The 18,979-nt window shown below is 57.6% G+C and carries 16 protein-coding genes; 10 read left to right on the top strand and 6 right to left on the bottom strand.

Going from position 1 to position 18,979, the window contains the following annotated elements:
• Positions 1-47: 47 nt before the first annotated feature.
• The 5 genes from LG203_RS09090 to LG203_RS09070 form a co-directional block, all read right to left on the bottom strand.
• The gene (locus LG203_RS09090; RefSeq protein ID WP_230345480.1) at positions 48-2,288 is read right to left on the bottom strand and encodes an arginine/lysine/ornithine decarboxylase; all 2,241 of its coding nucleotides are present in this window, start codon (positions 2,286-2,288) and stop codon (positions 48-50) included.
• Positions 2,289-2,580: 292 nt separating this feature from the next.
• Positions 2,581-3,603, bottom strand: a complete 1,023-nt coding sequence (locus LG203_RS09085) for a CobW family GTP-binding protein (protein ID WP_230345479.1) — start codon at positions 3,601-3,603, stop codon at positions 2,581-2,583.
• Positions 3,604-3,754: 151 nt separating this feature from the next.
• Positions 3,755-4,972, bottom strand: a complete 1,218-nt coding sequence (gene zigA / locus LG203_RS09080) for a zinc metallochaperone GTPase ZigA (RefSeq protein ID WP_230345478.1) — start codon at positions 4,970-4,972, stop codon at positions 3,755-3,757.
• Between the two features lie 42 nt (positions 4,973-5,014).
• Entirely contained in the window at positions 5,015-5,428 is a 414-nt protein-coding gene (gene dksA / locus LG203_RS09075) for an RNA polymerase-binding protein DksA (RefSeq protein ID WP_230345477.1), read from the bottom strand.
• A gap of 191 nt (positions 5,429-5,619) precedes the next feature.
• Entirely contained in the window at positions 5,620-6,066 is a 447-nt protein-coding gene (locus tag LG203_RS09070; RefSeq protein ID WP_230345476.1) for a Fur family transcriptional regulator, read from the bottom strand.
• A gap of 67 nt (positions 6,067-6,133) precedes the next feature.
• On the opposite strand from LG203_RS09070, the gene LG203_RS09065 reads away from it, so the two are divergent.
• The 4 genes from LG203_RS09065 to LG203_RS09050 are packed head-to-tail and all read left to right on the top strand — an operon-like array spanning position 6,134 to position 10,346.
• A complete protein-coding gene (locus LG203_RS09065; protein WP_230345475.1) occupies positions 6,134-7,993 on the top strand; it encodes a ribonuclease catalytic domain-containing protein in 1,860 nt (619 codons plus the stop codon).
• Positions 7,986-8,819 (top strand): polyamine aminopropyltransferase, encoded by an 834-nt coding sequence (locus tag LG203_RS09060; protein ID WP_230345474.1) that lies wholly within the window; start codon positions 7,986-7,988, stop codon positions 8,817-8,819. The genes LG203_RS09065 and LG203_RS09060 overlap by 8 nt, the downstream gene beginning before the upstream one ends.
• The gene (locus tag LG203_RS09055) at positions 8,816-9,979 is read left to right on the top strand and encodes a THUMP domain-containing class I SAM-dependent RNA methyltransferase (protein ID WP_015829693.1); all 1,164 of its coding nucleotides are present in this window, start codon (positions 8,816-8,818) and stop codon (positions 9,977-9,979) included. Before LG203_RS09060 ends, LG203_RS09055 begins: the two co-directional genes overlap by 4 nt.
• Positions 9,972-10,346, top strand: coding sequence for a nucleotide pyrophosphohydrolase (locus tag LG203_RS09050; RefSeq protein ID WP_230345473.1), 375 nt, complete (start codon positions 9,972-9,974; stop codon positions 10,344-10,346). Before LG203_RS09055 ends, LG203_RS09050 begins: the two co-directional genes overlap by 8 nt.
• Positions 10,347-10,395: 49 nt before the next feature.
• On the opposite strand, the gene LG203_RS09045 is transcribed toward LG203_RS09050, so the two are convergent.
• On the bottom strand, positions 10,396-10,794 hold the full coding sequence (locus tag LG203_RS09045; protein ID WP_230345472.1) for a hypothetical protein: 399 nt from the start codon (positions 10,792-10,794) through the stop codon (positions 10,396-10,398).
• A gap of 112 nt (positions 10,795-10,906) precedes the next feature.
• On the opposite strand from LG203_RS09045, the gene purL reads away from it, so the two are divergent.
• The 6 genes from purL to LG203_RS09015 all read left to right on the top strand — a co-directional run bounded on the left by purL (position 10,907) and on the right by LG203_RS09015 (position 18,977).
• Positions 10,907-14,803: a phosphoribosylformylglycinamidine synthase gene (gene purL, locus LG203_RS09040; RefSeq protein ID WP_230345471.1), complete on the top strand. Its 3,897-nt coding sequence runs from the start codon at positions 10,907-10,909 to the stop codon at positions 14,801-14,803.
• Between the two features lie 55 nt (positions 14,804-14,858).
• Positions 14,859-15,341: an ankyrin repeat domain-containing protein gene (locus tag LG203_RS09035; RefSeq protein WP_230345470.1), complete on the top strand. Its 483-nt coding sequence runs from the start codon at positions 14,859-14,861 to the stop codon at positions 15,339-15,341.
• A 183-nt stretch (positions 15,342-15,524) separates the two neighbouring features.
• Complete coding sequence (locus tag LG203_RS09030; RefSeq protein ID WP_230345469.1) at positions 15,525-15,851, top strand: c-type cytochrome; 327 nt, start codon at positions 15,525-15,527, stop codon at positions 15,849-15,851.
• Entirely contained in the window at positions 15,841-17,106 is a 1,266-nt protein-coding gene (locus LG203_RS09025; RefSeq protein WP_230345468.1) for an NAD(P)/FAD-dependent oxidoreductase, read from the top strand. Before LG203_RS09030 ends, LG203_RS09025 begins: the two co-directional genes overlap by 11 nt.
• 32 nt (positions 17,107-17,138) lie before the next feature.
• The gene (locus LG203_RS09020; protein ID WP_230345467.1) at positions 17,139-18,368 is read left to right on the top strand and encodes a PQQ-dependent sugar dehydrogenase; all 1,230 of its coding nucleotides are present in this window, start codon (positions 17,139-17,141) and stop codon (positions 18,366-18,368) included.
• A 24-nt stretch (positions 18,369-18,392) separates the two neighbouring features.
• Positions 18,393-18,977, top strand: coding sequence for a hypothetical protein (locus LG203_RS09015; protein ID WP_230345466.1), 585 nt, complete (start codon positions 18,393-18,395; stop codon positions 18,975-18,977).
• The last annotated feature ends 2 nt before the right edge of the window (positions 18,978-18,979 follow it).

Genomic DNA, 18,979 nt, shown 5'->3' with positions numbered 1-18,979 from the left:
TCTGCCCAGCAGTTGCGCTGACCGGTCAGGTCAGCGCAAGGCGTGACTCAGGCAGCCACGCAATCCACGTAGTAAGAAGCCTTGCCATCCACTACTTGCTTTACCAGGCCATGTACATCGGTTTCAAAGCCAGGGAAGCGCTCATTGAAATCGCGGGCAAAGCGCAGGTAATTCACGATAATCGCGTTGAATTGCTCACCGGGAATCAGCAGCGGAATGCCTGGTGGATAAGGCGTCAACAGCACAGCGGTGATGCGTCCTTCCAGTTCGTCGATCTGCACGCGATCAATCTTGCGGTGCGCCATGCGGGCAAAGGCATCGGTCGGCTTCATGGCCGGAATCATGTTGGACAGATACATTTCGGTGGTCAGGCGTGCCACATCGTTGGCGCGATACACCTCGTGAATCTGCGTGCACAAATCCTTGAGGCCAATACGCTCATAGCGTGGCTGCTTGGCAACAAACTCCGGTAGCACCTTCCACAGCGGCTGGTTCTTGTCGTAATCATCCTTGAACTGCTGCAAGGCGGCGACCATGGTGTTCCAGCGGCCCTTGGTAATGCCGATGGTGAACATGATGAAGAACGAATAAAGCCCCGTCTTTTCCACGATAACGCCGTGCTCGGCCAGGTACTTGGTGACGATGGCGGCGGGGATGCCGAACTCGTCCGAGAACGAGCCATCCACATCCAGGCCAGGCGTGATGATGGTGGCCTTGATCGGATCCAGCATGTTGAAGCCTTCGGCCAGATTGCCGAAACCGTGCCAGCGTTCGCCAGCTTTCAGCATCCAGGCTTCGCGCTCTTCAATCCCTTCTTCGGACAAATCGTCCGGGCCCCAGACCTTGAACCACCAGTCGCTGCCCCATTCTTCGTCTACCTTGCGCATGGCACGGCGGAAATCCAGGGCTTCCATGATGGACTCTTCCACCAGGGCTTTACCACCCGGGGCTTCCATCATGGCGGCTGCCACATCGCAGCTGGCAATAATCGAATATTGCGGGCTGGTTGAGGTGTGCATCAGATAGGCTTCATTAAATACATCGCGGTCCAGGCGATTGTCTTCTGCATCCTGCACCAGAATCTGCGAGGCCTGGCTCAGACCCGCCAGCAGCTTGTGCGTGGACTGGGTGGAAAACACCATGGAGTCCTTGCAGCGCGGGCGATCCGCACCGATGGCGTGATAGTCACCGTAAAAGTCATGGAAAGTGGCGTGTGGCAGCCAGGCTTCATCAAAATGCAGGGTGTCGATCTTGCCATCCAGCATTTCCTTGATTTCTTCCACGTTGTACAGCACGCCGTCGTAAGTGGATTGCGTAATTGTCAGCACCCGTGGCTTGGCATTCTTGTCCGTGGCAAACGGGTTGGCTTCAATCTTCTTCTGGATGTTTTCCCAGGCGAATTCTTCTTTGGGAATCGGCCCGATAATGCCGAAGTGATTGCGCGTTGGCATCAGGAACACCGGCACGGCGCCGGTCATGATGATGGAGTGCAACACCGACTTGTGGCAGTTACGGTCTACTACCACGATATCGCCGGGGGCGACAGTGGAGTTCCACACGATCTTGTTCGAGGTCGAGGTGCCATTGGTTACGAAATACAAATGGTCGCAGTTGAAAATGCGGGCCGCATTGCGCTCGGACGCAGCAACGGGGCCGGTATGGTCCAGCAGTTGGCCCAGTTCGTCCACGGCGTTGCAGACGTCGGCGCGCAGCATGTTTTCACCAAAAAACTGGTGGAACATCTGGCCGACAGGGGATTTCAGGAAGGCCACGCCACCGGAGTGGCCGGGGCAGTGCCAGGAGTAGGAGCCATCGGCTGCGTAGTGGGTCAGCGCGCGGAAGAATGGCGGTGGCAGGCTGTCCAGATATGTGCGGGCTTCACGTACGATGTAGCGGGCCACGAACTCCGGCGTATCTTCAAACATGTGGATGAAGCCGTTCAGTTCGCGCAGGATCTCATTCGGGATATGGCGGCTGGTGCGGGTTTCGCCATGCAGGAAAATCGGGATTTCCTCATTGCGGTAGCGAATTTCGTCGACGAATTTGCGCAGGTTATCCAGCGCTTCGGGTTTCTCTTCGACAAATTCTTCATCGTCAATCGACAGGATGAAGGCCGAGGCGCGACTTTGCTGTTGCGCAAAGGAGGTCAGGTCACCGTAACTGGTCACGCCCAGTACTTCAAAGCCTTCTTCTTCGATGGCTTTGGCCAGCACGCGTATGCCGAGACCGGAGGAGTTCTCCGAGCGAAAGTCTTCATCAATGATGACGACAGGAAATCTGAACTTCATATAGGCCTCCGAAGGCTGCCCGAAATGGCGAAAGGAGCGGAATATAGCACGTTTTCGTGACGTGACAAGCCTTTGAGCAGTAAAGCTTTGTCCGTGTGGAATCGAATATGCGGATTGGAGCGGCTTGGCGGCCGAACGTTCATAAAAATGTCATATTGGCGCATGCATTTTCTGGGGGCTGCCGGGGGCAAAATCGCGACTTTTCAGGCATGTGTTTCTGGCGGTCTGGCTATGCCTGAACCAGCCCGGACGAAATCAACGCCCAGGCAACCATATTTTCCGCGCAGCGCTCCTAGAGCTGCATCAGCGCATCGCGCACGCGCAACTCGTCGACGCCTTTGCCAATGAAGACGATGCGTGTCAGCGGCTCGTCTTCATCCCAGCCTTCCAGCAGGGTCGGCGGATAGAGCGTATGTTGCACGGCATGCACGGCAATCGGCGCAGGCTGGTCTTCGGCGTGGATAATGCCCTTGAGCCGCAGCAATTGCTCGCCAAACGTCGCGCACAGCCATTTCAGCACGGGTTCCAGTTGATCCCAGGTCAGCGGCTTGGGCAGGGTGACGGTGAAGCTGACAATCTCGTCATCATGCACGGCCTTGGGCAACATGCCGCGACCTGCCTTGGAGCGCGTGGGGGCGCGCAACCAGCGTTGCGGTTGTGCCTGCTTGCCATCCTGACTGAACAGGCCGACATCAATCAGGTGTTCGGGCTCAATCTCGCCATGGCGGATCATGTGTTGCGTGGCACCGGGGTTGAGCTCAGTGAGGGTCGCCGCCAGCGCTTCCTGCTGTTGCGTTGTGGCCAGGTCAGACTTGGTCAGTAGCAGCACATCGGCCACGGCGGCCTGCTTGCGTGCTTCGCCATGCTTTTCGATCTGCTGAATGCCATATTGACTGTCGATGGTGACCACCACCGCATCCAGCCGGTAGGTCGAGCTGATCACCGGCTCGTTCATCAGGTTGGCGAGAATGGGGCCGGGGTCGGCCATGCCGGTGGTTTCGATCACCAGGCGCTTGAATTCGGGAATGGCGGATAGCGCGCGCTTGAAGAACAGATCGCGCAGCGTATCCGCCAGCTCATTGGTCAACGTGCAGCACAGGCAGCCTGAGCTCAGCAGCACGGTATTGTCGGCGACATGCTCGCTTTCCACGGTGCGCGCCAATATATGATCCAGCCCGGCCTCACCCAGCTCATTGATCACCACGGCCGTATCTTTCATGCCGGGGTTGTTGAGCAGTTTGTTCAATAGCGTGGTTTTGCCGCTACCGAGAAAGCCGGTGAGCAGGGTGACGGGAATGCGGGGGTCGTGGCTCATGGATAACCTGTTGCTTGGGGCCAAAAGGCAGAGTTTAAAAGGGTTGGTGATGTGTCGTTGCCGGAGATTGCACCAGGCCAGACTCTTGCCTGACCCGGCCACATCGCTCAAGTTCTATTGTAGCCGCAGAATCTCCGGCTGGGAAAACCGCTCATGCCGCGTCTTGTTCTTCTTCATGCGCCGCATGCCACGCCGGGAAGGGGTCGGGCAGTTTGCGCCAGCCGGATACCCCGCTGACCATTTCTTCATCGCTTAGCAGGCAGGCATCAAACCCCGCACGAATAGCGGTTTCGTCCATGTTCATGCCTATCAGTACCAGTTCCTGTTGCCTGTCGCCCCAGGGTTCCAGCCAGCGGCTCTTGATCATGGACAAGGCTTCTTCGTCCTGCGGCCAATAGTCAGAAGGGGTGGCGGCCCACCACATACCCGCCAGTTCATTGCGTGAAATCGCGCCCGCTTGTGACCAGTTGGCGCAGAAATCAGGACGGCTGGCCAGCCAGAAATGGCCTTTGGATCTGACCACGCCCGGCCATTCCTGCCCCAGCCATGCCCACAGGCGCTCGGGATGAAACGGTTTGCGCGCCCGGTAGACAAAGCTGCGGATGCCGTATTCTTCGGTTTCTGGCACATGTTCGCCACGCAGCTCCTTCAGCCAGCCCGGCGCATCCTGCGCGGCTTCGAAGTCAAAGCGGCCAGTATTCAATACGCGGTCCAGCGGCACTTTGCCGAAACTGCTGTGCACGATGTCGGCACGCGGGTTCAGTGTCTTGAGGATGCCTTCCAGCTGGCCGATCTCGGCTGGTGTCATGAGATCGGTTTTGTTGAGGATGATCACGTCACAGAATTCCACCTGCTCGACCAGCAGGTCGACCACGGTGCGCGTGTCTTCTTCGCCCATGGTTTCGCCACGATCTGCCAGAAAGTCACGCGAGCTGTAGTCGCGCAGGAAATGGTAGCCATCGACCACAGTGACCATGGTGTCCAGACGCGACACATCCGACAGGCTGACATCGTTTTCATCGCGGAAGGTAAACGTCTCGGCCACCGGCAGTGGTTCCGAGATGCCCGTGGATTCGATCAGCAGATAATCAAAACGGCCTTCGGCGGCCAGACGGCGGATTTCCACCAGCAGGTCTTCGCGCAACGTGCAGCAGATGCAGCCATTGCTCATCTCCACCAGCTTTTCTTCGGCACGCGATAGTGCCGCGCCGCCTTCACGCACCAGACGGGCATCAATGTTGACTTCGGACATGTCGTTGACGATCACCGCCACGCGGCGACCTTCGCGATTATGGAGAATGTGGTTGAGCAGCGTGGTTTTGCCGGCACCGAGAAAGCCGGAGAGTACGGTCACAGGGAGTTTTTTCATGGGATATCTTTCGCTAGGGAATATGGCTGGTGTCGGTGGCGGTTAATGCCCGAACTGGCGCTCGCGACACTCGTGTCTTTCCTGGGCTTCCACGCACAGCGTGGCGGTGGGGCGCGCCAGCAGGCGTGCAAGGCCGATGGCTTCGCCGGTTTCTTCGCAGTAGCCATAGCTGCCGTCTTCAATCCGGCGCAGGGCGGCATGGACCTTTTTCAGCAATTTGCGCTCGCGATCCCGGGCACGCAGCTCCAGCGTGCGGACTTCTTCCTGGGTGGCCCGGTCGGCCGGGTCGGCGGCATCTTCGGTTTCACGCAGGTGCTCACCGGTATGGGCGGCGTTATCGCTGATTTCGGCCTTGAGGCTTTGCAGCAGATGAGCAAAGTACGCCAGTTGCTCACCGTTCATGTAGTCGGTGGCGGGCATGGCGAGTAGCTGTTGTGGGGTCAGGTCTTGTGGCATGTGCGTCAGCAGGGACTGAATATGTTTGCAACAATGTTGCGCTTCCGTGCATGCTAATGCCTGGTGTTAAAAAATGCAACCTAGTTGCATTTTTGAGGGTGGTGTTGCCGCTAATGAAACCGATGCGGTGTTAAACAGAGGGGGCGGAAGGTGAGACTGGCTGCCACGGGTGAGTGGCAGGGGGTTGAGACTCAGGCCTGCGCGCGCTGGCAGTCGGCGCAACAGCCTTTAATGTTGAGTTCGATGGAATCGACGGTAAAATGCTCGGGTATCTGCGCAGGCAGTCTGGCATGCACGCCTTCCAGGCAAAACACCTTGCCGCACGAGGTGCATTTGAAGTGGGCATGCTGATGCAGCGTATTTTTTTGCGTGTGCTGGAAGCGGCGAGCCCGGTCATGCCCCATAATAGCGTGCGCCAGACCATGCTCCAGTAGCCAGTCCAGAACGCGGTAGAGCGTGACCCGGTCAAAGGATGCCTCGCTGCCCAGGGCCTGCAGGATTTCCGGATGGGTGAGGGCGTGCTGAGCGCCCGCCAGTACATTGAGTACGGCAATACGTGAAGGCGTGGGACGTTGTCCGGCGTCCCGAATCAATTGTTCTGCGTTTTCCATAGGCTTGAGAGGGTTAATAGCCTTCAAGTGTCAGAGATAACGCCGGAAACGTCAACCACATGCCCACAAGGGCGGAAAAAAGAATCAAACACGCATGAATGTATTTTACGAAGAGGATGGTGGCTTCAAGGTTGCCGCCATCATGACCGAGAATCCGGGATCCTTGCAGGTCGAGGCCCTGACCGGCAAACGCTCCAAGATCAAATCCGCCAATGTGCTCATGAAGTTTGAGCAATCCCTGTCCGGTTTCATGGAAGCCGCCAATGCCGAGGCTGAGCAGCTGGATATCCCGTTTTTGTGGGAATGCTGCGGCGAGGATGAGTTTGCCTTTGATGCGCTGGCGCAGGATTACTACGGACAAAAACCCACGCCTGTGCAATCGGCGGCAGTGGCGATTCGTCTGCACAGCGCGCCTGTGTATTTTTACCGCAAGGGCAAAGGCCATTACAAGGCCGCGCCGGCCGATACTTTGAATGCGGCACTGGCAGCGATTGAGAAAAAACGCCTGCAAGCCGAAAAAATTGCCACGTTTGCCGAGCAGCTCAAGGCGGGTGAATTCCCCGAAGAGTTCCGCAGCAAGCTGGATATGCTGTTTTACGATCCCGACAAAAACTCCATGGAATGGAAAGCGCTGGAGCAGGCGGCAGCCGAGACCCATACCGGGCACGTGCAAGTGCTGGCCGCTGCCGGCGCCATTGCTTCCATACACGATTACCACCTGGGCGCTTTTCTGCGCGAATATTTCCCCAAAGGCACGGGGTTTGATGCGGTGGCCGCCTTGCCACCGGTCGACGACCTGCCGTTGGCCGAGGTCGAAGCTTTCAGTATTGATGACAGTACCACCACCGAAATCGACGATGCGTTGTCGGTCACCCCGCTGGGCAATGGCCTCACCCGCGTCGGCATTCATATTGCCGCCCCGGCGCTGGGTATTCTGCCGGATTCACCGCTGGATGCCGTCGCGCTGCACCGTTTGTCTACGGTATACATGCCGGGCAACAAGATCACCATGCTGCCGGAAGAGGCCATTGAGCCCTTCAGTCTGAATGCAGGCCATGAGCGGCCTGCGCTGTCGCTGTATCTGGATGTGGCGGCAGATTTCAGCATTGTGCATCGCGAGAGTCGCGTCGAACGTGTGCGTATTGTGGACAACCTGCGCCATGATGCGCTGGAGCCTTACTTCAACGAAGCCACGCTGGCGGAAGATAGCGGGCATCCCTACTGGGCGCGCCTGCTGTTCCTGTTCAATCTGGCCGAAGCGCTGGAAAAAGCCCGTGGCAAGTACGACCCGACGCGTCCGCCACAGCTCGATTACAACTTTTATGTCACCGATGGCAAGGTGCAGATTGTGGCGCGCCGTCGCGGTTCGCCCATGGACAAGCTGGTGGCCGAGCTGATGATAGAAGCCAACAGTCAGTGGGGTCTGCTGCTGAAAGAGCATGCCATTCCCGGTATTTACCGCGCCCAGAATGGCGGCAAGGTCTACATGACCACGCAGGCTGAGCCGCATCAGGGCCTGGGCGTCGGGCAGTATGCCTGGAGCACCTCGCCTCTGCGCCGCGCGGTGGATCTGATCAACCAGCGTCAGGTGATCTCGGTATTGCGCGCGGAGCCGCCGGTGTATCCACCGAATAGCGATCTCCTGGCCTCGGCCATGCGCAATTTTGACCAGACCTACAATGCCTATAACGAATTCCAGACGCGCATGGAGCGCTACTGGTGCCTGCAGTATCTGGTGCAGGAAAACATCCAGGAAATCGGCGCCACGGTGTGGCGCGAAAATCTGGTGCGGCTGGATAATCTGCCTTACATCACCAAGGTGCACAGCCTGCCGGAGCTGGCACCGGGTACGCGCGTCAAGCTGGAAATTCGTCAGGTGGATACGCTGATGATGGAACTGGACACCCGATTCAAAGGCGTGGAGACACCCGTAGCGGAGGTGGACCATGTTTAGGATGGGACGCAACATCGCACGCAGCATACACCGGGCCATTACGCATGAAGACAGTGTGGATGTGAGCGAGATTGACGGTGTGCGCTCGCTGCATCTGGGCTCGGATACCGTGCAAAGCTCCATGCGAGTTAAGGCGCCCTATGATCTTGAGCTGAAGTACACGCGCGGCATGATGGTGTTTCTGCTGTTCAACAAGCAGGTGCGCAATCTGGTCATGATCGGTCTCGGTGGCGGCTCGGTGCCCAAGTATATATACCAGTACCTGCCGCAGATTGCCTGCAAGGTGATCGAAATCAACCCGCGTATCATCGAGGTGGCGCGCAGTCACTTTTTTGTGCCGCATGATGAATACCTGCCTTCGGGCGAGGCCCGCTTTGAAGTGGTGCAGGCCGATGGCGCCGTGTATGTTGCTGAAAACGCCGACAGCATGCAGGTGCTGGTGATCGACGCCTTTGACAGCCGCGGCATTCCGCAAGACCTCTGCACCCAGTCTTTCTTTGATGACTGCTTTGAAGCGCTCACGCTGGATGGCATGCTGGTGGTCAATCTGTGGGGCTCGGACCGCAACTTTGATGTCTATCTGCAACGCATCGAGCAAAGTTTTCATCAGCGCGTGCTGGTCATGCCAACTGGTCGTCCTGGCAACATTATTGTATTTGCCTTCAAGCGTGCGCCGCAGGATCTGCGCTGGAGCTCGCTACGCGAACGTGCCCGTGCGCTGGAAGCCGAATACAAGATCGAATTCATGGATTTCATTGAGCGCTTGCGCGACCATAATCCGAATACCCCCAATCGCTTGCTGCTGGAAAGAGAGTCCGCGGAATGAAATCCCATCAATTTTTTGCCACCTGCCCACGCGGGCTGGAAGCGCTGCTGGCCGAAGAGCTGCAGCAACAGGGCGCGCGCGCCGTGCAGGTGACCGATGGCGGCGCCTCGTTTGGCGGCGACATGGCGGTATGCTACCGCGTCAATCTGCACAGTCGTCTGGCGACGCGCGTGCTGCTGGAAGTGGTGCGTGGCAACTATGCCAGCGAAGATGATCTTTATCAGGCCGCGCTCAAGTTCAACTGGCCCGAGTGGTTTGATGTGGGTCGCAACTTCATGGTCAAGGTGACTGGCGTCAAATGCCCGCTGAAGAGTCTGGAATTTGCCACCCTGCGCATCAAGGATGCCGTGTGCGACCGTTTCCGCCAGGCCGTGGGCAGCCGCCCCTATATCGATACCAAAGAGCCGGATGTCCGCATCCACGCCTATCTGGCTGCCGAACATTTCCAGTTTTACCTCGATACTTCCGGCCATGCGCTTTACCAGCGCGGTTTGCGCCGTGCCAGCATAGAAGCGCCGCTGCGTGAAAACCTCGCTGCGGGCATCCTCAAGCTGTCCGGCTGGCAGCCGGGCACCTCGCTGCTGGACCCGATGTGCGGCAGCGGCACCTTTTTGCTCGAAGCCGCCATGATGGCCTTGCACATTGCGCCCGGCAGCCGCCGTCATTTCGGCTTTGAAAAGCTGAAGAATTTTGATGCGGACAAATGGAAAAGCCTGCGTCAGCAAGCGCAGAGCCAGGCCAAGCCTGCGACTTTCCAGAAAATCTATGGCAGCGATCAGGATTTGCGCGCGGTGCGCGTCAGTAAGCAAAACCTGCAGGAAGCTGGGTTGCTGGAAGCCGTGCAGTTGAGCCATGCCGATATGGTCGAAGTGCCGCCGCCCGCCGAAGCCGGCGTGCTGGTTGCCAACCCGCCCTACGGCGTGCGTATTGGCGAAGATGAAGAGCTGGCCGCGCTTTACCCCAAGATGGGCGAAGCCCTCAAGCGCAAGTTTGCCGGCTGGAATGCCTACTTTTTGACCAACGATCTGCGCATGCCCAAGCTGATGCGACTGGCGCCTTCCAAGCGCACGCCCTTGTTCAACGGCCCGCTGGAATGTCGTTTGTTTGAGATCCGCATGGTGGCGGGCAGCAACCGCAAGGAGAAGCCTGCCGATGAGTGACAGTCTGGATGAACTGCGCGCCCGGGTAAATGCCTTCGTCGCCGAGCGCGACTGGGCGCAGTTCCACACGCCCAAAAACCTGGCGATGGCGATGATCGTGGAAGCGGCGGAAGTGGTGGAACATTTTCAGTGGGACACTCCGGCAGAAAGCGCCACCATGGAGGATGCCCGCAAAACCGAAATTGGTCATGAGCTGGCCGATACTTTCGTCTACCTGCTGCGGATTGCCGAAGTGTGCGGCATAGACCTGATTGCCGCCGCCAACGCCAAGATAGACCTTAACGCGAAGAAATATCCGGCTGACCTGGCGCGTGGCAGCAATGCCAAATATACCGCCTATCAAGTGCCGCCAGAGGCGGAAAGCTAGCGCACAAAAGCGTTGCCATCCTCGTGCAATCCCTGACGGGGTTGCTTGATCAATAGACCGGTTTGCCTTTGCAGGGCAGGGCGGCCGAGGTTATGCGGCTGACCCACGCCGCCTGCGCCATATCGCCTTCAGGCAAAAACAATTCCCCTATCGTTTTCTGGCCTTTGACGTCAGACATGCTCAGCACAAACAGCACGCGCTGATCTGCATGCAAGCGTATATCCCAGCCATGCTCGGTCTGATCCACCGTGCTGGTGCGGTTGGGGTAGGATTCGGCCAGCCTTTTCAGCAGACAATAACTCGCGTTTTCGCTGCTATCGGAAAACTGGTAACGCGCCTTCAGCAGCATGGTGCTGGATTGCGGTGCGTTGCTGGCACAGCTGCTTAACAGCCATGGGAACAACAGGCTGGCTAAAACCAGGGTGCAGGTGCTGCGGCCTTGATGCATGGCGATTCCTCGCAGGGCGGTCATGATGCGCTGGATTTTAGCAGGCAACAGGCGAGGAATAGGCGGCGGTTTCTGGTAAAATTACATTTTTGCCAACGTCCTGAATTTATTCATGTCCAGCCTCCAAATGATCAGCCTTCGCGGCAGCGCAGCACTCTCCGATTTTCGTCTCGATAAAATTCTCACTGCGCTCAAGGCAACTGCCCCGCGTATCAGCCATCTGTATGCCGAGTTCTGGCATTTTGCCTGGTCCGAAACCACGCTGACCACCGCCCAGCAGGACACGCTGAAGAAGATTCTCACCTATGGCCCAACGCTGCACGAAGAGCAGCCGCAAGGTGAATTGCTGCTGGTGGTGCCACGCCCCGGCACGATTTCGCCATGGGCATCACGCGCGACCGATATTGCCCGCCACTGTGGGCTGGAAACCATGCAGCGCCTGGAGCGCGGTGTGGCTTACTATGCGGCTACGGCCGATGGCTCGCCCTTGACCGATGCTGAAAAGCAGGCGCTGAAAGCGCTGATTCATGACCGCATGACCGAAGCCGTCTTCCCGACGCTGGAAGATGCTGCGCGTCTTTATCACATTGCCGAACCAGCTCCGCTGGCTACGGTGGACATTCTCGCCGGTGGCAAGCCAGCACTGGAAGCGGCCAATAGCGAGATGGGCCTGGCGCTGTCCCCCGACGAAGTGGATTATCTGCTGGAAAACTTCACCCGCATCGGCCGCAACCCGACCGATGTTGAGCTGATGATGTTTGCCCAGGCCAACTCCGAGCATTGCCGCCACAAGATTTTCAATGCCGACTGGGTGATAGATGGTGTCAAGCAGGACAAATCGCTGTTTGGCATGATCCGCAATACGCATCAGCTGAATCCGGGCAATACCGTCGTGGCGTATTCCGACAATGCCTCGATTGTGCAGGGCGAAACTACTCGCCGCTTTTATCCGCAGGCCAATGGTGAGTATGGTTACACCGAGGAAGACATGCACTTCCTGATGAAGGTGGAAACGCATAACCACCCGACGGCCATTTCACCGTTTGCCGGTGCGGCGACGGGTGCTGGCGGTGAAATCCGCGACGAAGGTGCGACTGGTTCTGGCTCCAAGCCCAAGGCTGGTTTGACCGGGTTTTCCGTGTCCAATCTGAATATTCCCGGCTTTAAGCAGCCGTGGGAAAGCGATAACGGCAAGCCATCGCGCATTGCTTCCGCCCTGCAGATCATGATCGATGGCCCGCTGGGTGGCGCCGCCTATAACAACGAGTTTGGCCGCCCCAATATCGCGGGTTATTTCCGTACGCTGGAGCTGGAAGCCGCCGGTGAGCTGCGCGGCTATCACAAACCCATCATGCTGGCGGGCGGTGTGGGCAATATCTCGGCCAAGCATTCGAAAAAGAATCCGATTCCGCCGGGCGCCTGCCTGATTCAGCTGGGTGGTCCTGCCATGCTGATTGGCCTGGGCGGTGGCGCGGCATCCAGTATGGATACCGGTGCCAATACCGAAAACCTGGACTTTGACTCGGTGCAACGTGGCAATCCTGAGCTTGAGCGCCGTGCGCAGGAAGTTATCGACCGCTGCTGGCAGCTGGGGGATGACAATCCTATTCTCAGTATTCACGACGTCGGCGCTGGTGGTATCTCCAATGCCTTCCCCGAACTGGTGAACGATGCTGGTGTGGGCGCGCTGTTCGAGCTGCGCAATGTACATAACGAAGAGCCCGGCATGTCGCCGCGTGAGCTGTGGAGCAACGAGGCGCAGGAACGCTATGTGATGGCAGTGGCGGTGGAAGATCTGGCACGCTTTGCCGAGATTTGCGAACGCGAGCGCTGCCCGTTTGCCGTGATTGGCCATGCCACCGAGCAACGCCACCTGACCGTGGCCGACAGCCATTTTGACAACAAGCCAGTAGACATGGATTTGTCCGTGCTGCTGGGCAAGCCGCCCAAGATGACCCGCACCGTGACGCATCTGGAGCGCGATCTCAAGCCATTTGATGCCAAGGTGTCGCTGAAAGAAGCGGCCGAGCGTGTGTTGCGACTGCCAGGTGTGGCCGACAAGACCTTCCTGATCACGATTGGTGACCGCACGGTGACGGGCCTGATCGCCCGCGACCAGATGGTGGGCCCATGGCAGGTGCCGGTAGCGGATGTGGCGGTGACGCTGGCGGGTTACGAAACTTATCGTGGCGAAGCCTTTGCCATTGGCGAAAAAGCCCCGTTGGCGCTGATTGATGCTCCGGCTTCCGGCCGCATGGCGATTGCCGAATCCATTACCAATATTGCCGCCAGCCGCATTGAGCAGTTGTCTGACCTCAAGCTTTCTGCCAACTGGATGGCGCCTGCCGGACACCCCGGTGAAGATGCTGCGCTGTTTGATACCGTGCGTGCGGTGGGCATGGAGCTCTGCCCGCAACTCGGCATCAGCATCCCGGTCGGCAAGGACTCCATGAGCATGAAGACCGTGTGGGAAGAAGGCGGCGACAAAAAAGCCGTGACTGCCCCAATTTCCCTGGTGGTCACCGCCTTTGCCCCCACGCCCGATGCTCGCCAGACCCTGACGCCGCAACTGCGGACGGATCTGGGCGACAGCAAGCTGATCCTGATTGATCTGGGCAATGGCCGCAATCGTATGGGCGGTTCTGCCCTGGCCCAGGTATATGGTGCCACCGATAACGTCGCGCCCGATCTGGATAAACCGGAACAGCTCAAGGCCTTCTTCGAGCAGATTCAGGCGCTGAATGCTGCTGGTAAGCTGCTGGCTTACCATGACCGTTCGGATGGCGGCCTGTTTGTCACCCTGGTGGAAATGGCGTTTGCCGGTCGCTGTGGCATTGATGTTGATCTGTCTGCGCTGTCTGGCGATGCCGTCAGCGTGCTTTACAACGAAGAACTGGGTGCCGTGATTCAGGTGCCTGCCGCCGAAGCATCGACGATTGCTGAACAACTCAACCAGGCCTTGCAAGGCTGTGCGCATGTGCTCGGCGCGCCGGTGATCAACAATCACGGCATCATCATTCGCCAGCATGGCGAAGTGGTATTTGCCGAACTGCGTACCGATCTGCATCGCATGTGGTCCGAGACCACTTACCAGATGCAAAAGCTGCGGGACAACCCGGTATGTGCCCAGCAGGAATACGACCGTATTCTGGATGTGCAAGACCCCGGTCTGCATCAGTACCTGACGTTTGATATCGCCAACAAGATCGAAGCGCCTTATGTCGCTACTGGTGTGCGTCCTCGCATGGCGGTGCTGCGCGAGCAGGGCGTCAATGGTCAGGTGGAAATGGCGGCGGCGTTTGATCGTGCTGGTTTCCAGTCGGTGGATGTGCACATGAGCGACATCATCAGTGGCCGCGTCAGCCTCAAGGACTTTGCCGGTGTGGTGGCCTGTGGTGGCTTCTCGTATGGCGATGTGCTGGGCGCGGGCGAAGGCTGGGCCAAGTCCATTCTGTTCAATAGCCGCGCCAACGATGAGTTTTCAGCTTTCTTCCAGCGCGAGGACTCTTTCGCGCTTGGTATCTGCAATGGTTGCCAGATGATGAGCAACCTGCGCGACCTGATCCCCGGTGCCAGCCACTGGCCGCATTTCGTGCGCAACCGTTCCGAGCAGTTCGAGGCACGTGTGGCCATGGTGGAAGTCATGGACTCACCTTCGCTGTTTTTCAATGGCATGGCAGGCAGCCGCATGCCGATTGCCGTGGCGCATGGTGAAGGTTTTGCGGAATTTTCTGATGAAAGTGCGGTCAACAGCGTACTTGCCGACAAACTGGTCAGTATACGGTTCGTTGACAATACGGGGAGTGCGACGGAAACCTATCCATTCAATCCCAATGGTTCGCCACAGGGCATTACCGGACTCACTACGCGCGATGGGCGTTTTAGCATTATGATGCCGCATCCGGAGCGTGTATTCCGTACCGTGCAGCACTCGTGGCATCCTGATGGTTGGGGTGAAGATGGGCCGTGGATGCGTATGTTCCGTAATGCACGCAAGTTCATCGGTTGATGCGTGAACGTGGATGTTAATTAAAATACGATAATAAGATTAGAGAGAGAACAGCATGAAAACAATCAAGGCAATCCTGTTGGCAGCAGCACTCTGTATTCCGTTTTCGGCCTTTGCGCTGACAGGCGATGAGCAGGTTGAGTACACCGATGCATTGGGTACCGGCAAGCTCAAGGTGGTCAAGAAATATTTCAATGAACACAAAGTGGATGTTAACGACAAATACTTCGCATGGTCGGCATTGCAGATTGCGGCCAACAAAGGCCAGCTGGCGGTGGTGAAGTATCTGGTTGAGCAGGGCGCTGACGTGAACTACCAGCACCCCATGACCAAAATGACGCCTTTGCATCTGGCGGCTTATGATGGCTATACCGATGTCGTCAAATACCTGATTTCCAAGGGTGCTGACGTCAATATCAAGATGCGCGGTGGCGTTTCCATCGTGCGTGCCGTCAGGGATACAGGCAACACCAAGATGGTGGAAGTGCTGGAAGCTGCGGGCGCCAAGGATGATGGTTGCGAAGGCCAATGTAACTAGGCTTGTTATCAAGCCCATGCCGTTAACGCTGGTGTTTTACCCGCTATAATCACAAGAGCGAAGCCTGTACTCAACGACAGGCTTCGCTCTTTTGCATTTCCCGGCCGCTTGGCCCAATCCTGCAACGATTGGTAGCCCATGAAACTGATAGCCTCTTACCGAATTCCCGTCTTGGGAGTTCTCATGTGTATCTCTGGTAGCGCCTTCGCGCAAACCCCGCAATATTCTCCGCATATTCAGGTGCTGGCTGCTTCCTGCGCGGCCTGCCACGGCACCGATGGCAATAGCGTGGGGGGGACACCAGTGCTGGCCGGTCTCGATAGCCTGCATTTCATCCGCCAGATGAAAGCATTTCGTTCTGGCGAGCGCCCGGCGACTGTGATGCAACGCCATGCCAAAGGGCTGACGGAAGACGAAATTGTCGGCCTGGCCGCGTTTTTTGCCACGCAACCACGGGTCGCTGGCAAGCTCCCGCCCTCCGTGAAGCTGGAGCCTTCTCATGACCATTGATAGACGCAATTTTCTCAAACTGGGCTCGGCGGCAGCGCTGCTGACTGGATGCTCGCCCTTGTTACGCGCTGCCGGAAGACCAAAGCCCAGAGTGGTGGTGGTTGGCGGGGGCTACGCTGGTGCGGCGGCCGCCAAATATCTCAAGCTGTGGGGAGGTAATACGGTCGATGTGGTGGTGGTGGAACCCAGCTCGCAATTTGTCTCCTGCCCCCTCAGCAATCTGGTGCTGGGTGGCAGCAAAACCATCGATGACCTCACGTTCAGCTATGCCGCACTAAAGAAGAATCACGATCTGCAATGGGTACGGGATTCGGTGGTCGCGATTGATCCAGAGCGTAAAAAGCTGGTGCTGGGCCGCAGTGATTTTGGCTATGACAAGCTTATCCTCGCTCCCGGGGTAGACTTTATTTACGATGCGTTGCCGGGGCTAGAAAGCGACGCTGCCCGCAAGCAGGTGCCCCATGCCTGGAAAGCTGGGGAGCAGACCGTTAATCTGCGCCGCCAGCTGGAGAGCATGCCGGACGATGGCGTGTTTGTGATGAGTATCCCCAAAGCCCCTTACCGCTGTCCGCCCGGGCCTTACGAGCGGGCATGTCAGGTGGCGTTTTACTTCAAGCAGCACAAGCCCAAGGCCCGTATTATCGTGCTGGATGCCAACCCGGAAATCGTCTCCAAGAAGGGCCTGTTTACCAAAGCCTGGGCCGATCTCTACCCCGGCATGATTGATTATCGGCCCAACAGCGCGGTGATCGAAGTGGATGTGGCTGGCCAGACTGTGATGACCGAGTTTGAAAGCATCAAGGGAGATGTGCTGAATGTGATCCCGCCGCAACGCGCTGGAATCCCGGCGCAACTGGTGCAGGCCAACAATATCGACAAGCGCTGGTGCGAGGTGGATTTTCTGACATATGAATCTATGGTGGTTCCGCATGTCCATATCATAGGTGATGCAGTATCGGCGGCCTTGCCCAAGTCGGCGCACATGGCCACATCGCAAGCCCGGGTGTGCGCCAATGCTGTGCTGGCAGCGCTGACCGAGCAGCCGATCGACGCATCGCCGGTGTTTGCCAACACCTGCTACAGCTATGTCAGTGACCACATGGCCATGCACGTCGCCAATGTGTACCGCTACAACCAGGCGAAAAAAATCATGCTGTCAGCCGAAGGCGGTGGCGTCTCTGACGCTCCCTCCGAACTTGAGGCCGACTATGCCCGCTACTGGGCGCAGAATATCTGGTCCGATGTGCTGACATAACAACATCCATGACCCTTTACAGGAGCAAGTGAATGTCCAAGCCGCGTATTCGACGTCCCGTCGTCGGATTCTGCATGATGCTGGCGGGTATCATGACCGTCGCATCCGCCAGCAGCCATGCTGATCAGGCCGTCGAAGCGCCCATCCCGGCAGATGTGGCAAGTGCCGTGCGCTTGCCCGCTGGTTTCAGCCTGAATGTGTTTGCCCGTGTGAATCCAGGGGAAGGCTATTTCAGCGGCCCGCGCATGATGGCTTTCGGCCCGGATGGTAATCTCTATCTCACCACCGGGATGGGCGGCCAGGTGCTGATGCTGCCTGACCGCGATAAGGACGGCAAAGCCGATGAAACCGTGGTCGTGGCAGACAAGCTGAATGCGCCGAACGGCATTGTTTTTGTGGATAAACAGCTGCTGGTGGCAAATCAGGATGGCGTAGTCCGGCTGGAGCAGCAGGGCGGCAAGTGGCCCGCTGCCAAAGCCCAGCCCATCATCAGTGGACTGGCGACGGGTGGGCATACCCTCAAGACCATCCGGCAGGGGCCGGATGGTTATCTCTATCTCAATGTTGGCTCCAGCTGCAATGTTTGCGTGGAGCAAGATCCCAGCCGTGCGGCTATTTTGCGCTATACCGTGGATGGCAAACCTGCCGGGGCATTGGTGACGCTGGGGCGGCATGCCCAGTCAGCGGTATGGGCGAGCGGGCTGCGCAATTCGCAAGGCTTTGCCTGGCATCCGCAAACGCAGGCCATGTTTGCTACCAACAATGGTGCGGATATGCGCTCGGAAACCCGTGGTGGGCGCGTCAATGATGATATTCCGCCTGAGCACCTGAACCAGATTGAGTCGGGCAAGAACTATGGGTGGCCCCATTGCTGGGGCCAACGCGTGCCGGATCCAAACTTTGAGGGACCCAGCGGATTCTGCGATGCCATGCAAGCGCCGGCCATCACCTTTGACGCGCACTCGACGCCACTGGGCATTACCTTCCTGCATAAAAGCGCATTCCCCAAGGATTATCAGCAGGATGCCATTGTGGCGCTGCATGGCTCGTGGAATCGGGTTAACCCCTCGGGATACAAACTGGTGCGTGTAAAATTCAAGCAGAATCAACCCGTTGAAGTCACGGATTTTGCCACTGGCTGGCTGCAAGGCAACGCGGCCTGGGGCCGCCCGGTAGATACGCTAATCGGGCCGGATGGTGCGCTGTATGTGTCGGATGACCGTTCTGGCCTAGTGTATCGCATACGATATCAGGCCAAATAATCGTTTTTAATCAAGGAAAGTACCATGAAACACAGACTGCATTTACTCTCTTGGCTGGTTGCCGGGCTCTTGCCTGTGCAAGCCATGGCGCTGGCGGATGAGGCAGCCAAGCCAGCCGATATGCTGATCTACATCAATCCACAGGAGTATCAGCATCCGATCAAGCTCTGGCAATTTTACAATGATTACTGGTTTGCCCAAGGCCCGGCAGTGGAGCCAGTTGCCAAAGAGGTAATGGGTGCCGAGTTTGGCAAGGTGGGCATGTGCGAGAGCAATCTGGTCGGTAATACGCTGGTCAAGCTGCAACCCAAGATGTTCTACAACCCGCACATGAAGATTTTCTACGGCACCATTATTGCCAGCGCTTATAGTGGTAGCGGCAAACCGATTGGCACCTACGTTGGCGAATCAGAAAAAAGTGGTTTTCTCGATGTAGTGCCTGCCTACCAGGTGGAACAATCCTACAAGCTCGCCATGCAACAAGTGGTGGCCAAGATGAAAGCCGACCCCGCATTCAGCGATGCCGTGAAGAATGGCATTCCCTCCAACGAAACCGCTACGCCATGTTCCATGGTAAGCGTGCTGCCTTCCATAAAAAGCCCTAAATAACC

It is taken from the genome of Methylovorus mays, from assembly GCF_020531915.1.
Classification (GTDB): Bacteria; Pseudomonadota; Gammaproteobacteria; order Burkholderiales; family Methylophilaceae; genus Methylovorus; species Methylovorus mays.
Note: the sequence above shows the minus strand (reverse complement) of the source record. Positions and strands in the feature narration are given on the sequence as shown.

What these genes read in the sequence shown, in the direction of transcription:
- LG203_RS09090 (WP_230345480.1), bottom strand. Translation starts at nt 2,288, where the DNA reads ATGAAGTTCAGATTTCCTGTCGTCATCATTGATGAAGACTTTCGCTCG.
- LG203_RS09085 (WP_230345479.1), bottom strand. Translation starts at nt 3,603, where the DNA reads ATGAGCCACGACCCCCGCATTCCCGTCACCCTGCTCACCGGCTTTCTC.
- zigA (WP_230345478.1), bottom strand. Translation starts at nt 4,972, where the DNA reads ATGAAAAAACTCCCTGTGACCGTACTCTCCGGCTTTCTCGGTGCCGGC.
- dksA (WP_230345477.1), bottom strand. Translation starts at nt 5,428, where the DNA reads ATGCCACAAGACCTGACCCCACAACAGCTACTCGCCATGCCCGCCACC.
- LG203_RS09065 (WP_230345475.1), top strand. Translation starts at nt 6,134, where the DNA reads ATGAATGTATTTTACGAAGAGGATGGTGGCTTCAAGGTTGCCGCCATC.
- LG203_RS09060 (WP_230345474.1), top strand. Translation starts at nt 7,986, where the DNA reads ATGTTTAGGATGGGACGCAACATCGCACGCAGCATACACCGGGCCATT.
- LG203_RS09055 (WP_015829693.1), top strand. Translation starts at nt 8,816, where the DNA reads ATGAAATCCCATCAATTTTTTGCCACCTGCCCACGCGGGCTGGAAGCG.
- LG203_RS09050 (WP_230345473.1), top strand. Translation starts at nt 9,972, where the DNA reads ATGAGTGACAGTCTGGATGAACTGCGCGCCCGGGTAAATGCCTTCGTC.
- LG203_RS09045 (WP_230345472.1), bottom strand. Translation starts at nt 10,794, where the DNA reads ATGCATCAAGGCCGCAGCACCTGCACCCTGGTTTTAGCCAGCCTGTTG.
- purL (WP_230345471.1), top strand. Translation starts at nt 10,907, where the DNA reads ATGTCCAGCCTCCAAATGATCAGCCTTCGCGGCAGCGCAGCACTCTCC.
- LG203_RS09035 (WP_230345470.1), top strand. Translation starts at nt 14,859, where the DNA reads ATGAAAACAATCAAGGCAATCCTGTTGGCAGCAGCACTCTGTATTCCG.
- LG203_RS09030 (WP_230345469.1), top strand. Translation starts at nt 15,525, where the DNA reads ATGTGTATCTCTGGTAGCGCCTTCGCGCAAACCCCGCAATATTCTCCG.
- LG203_RS09025 (WP_230345468.1), top strand. Translation starts at nt 15,841, where the DNA reads ATGACCATTGATAGACGCAATTTTCTCAAACTGGGCTCGGCGGCAGCG.
- LG203_RS09020 (WP_230345467.1), top strand. Translation starts at nt 17,139, where the DNA reads ATGTCCAAGCCGCGTATTCGACGTCCCGTCGTCGGATTCTGCATGATG.
- LG203_RS09015 (WP_230345466.1), top strand. Translation starts at nt 18,393, where the DNA reads ATGAAACACAGACTGCATTTACTCTCTTGGCTGGTTGCCGGGCTCTTG.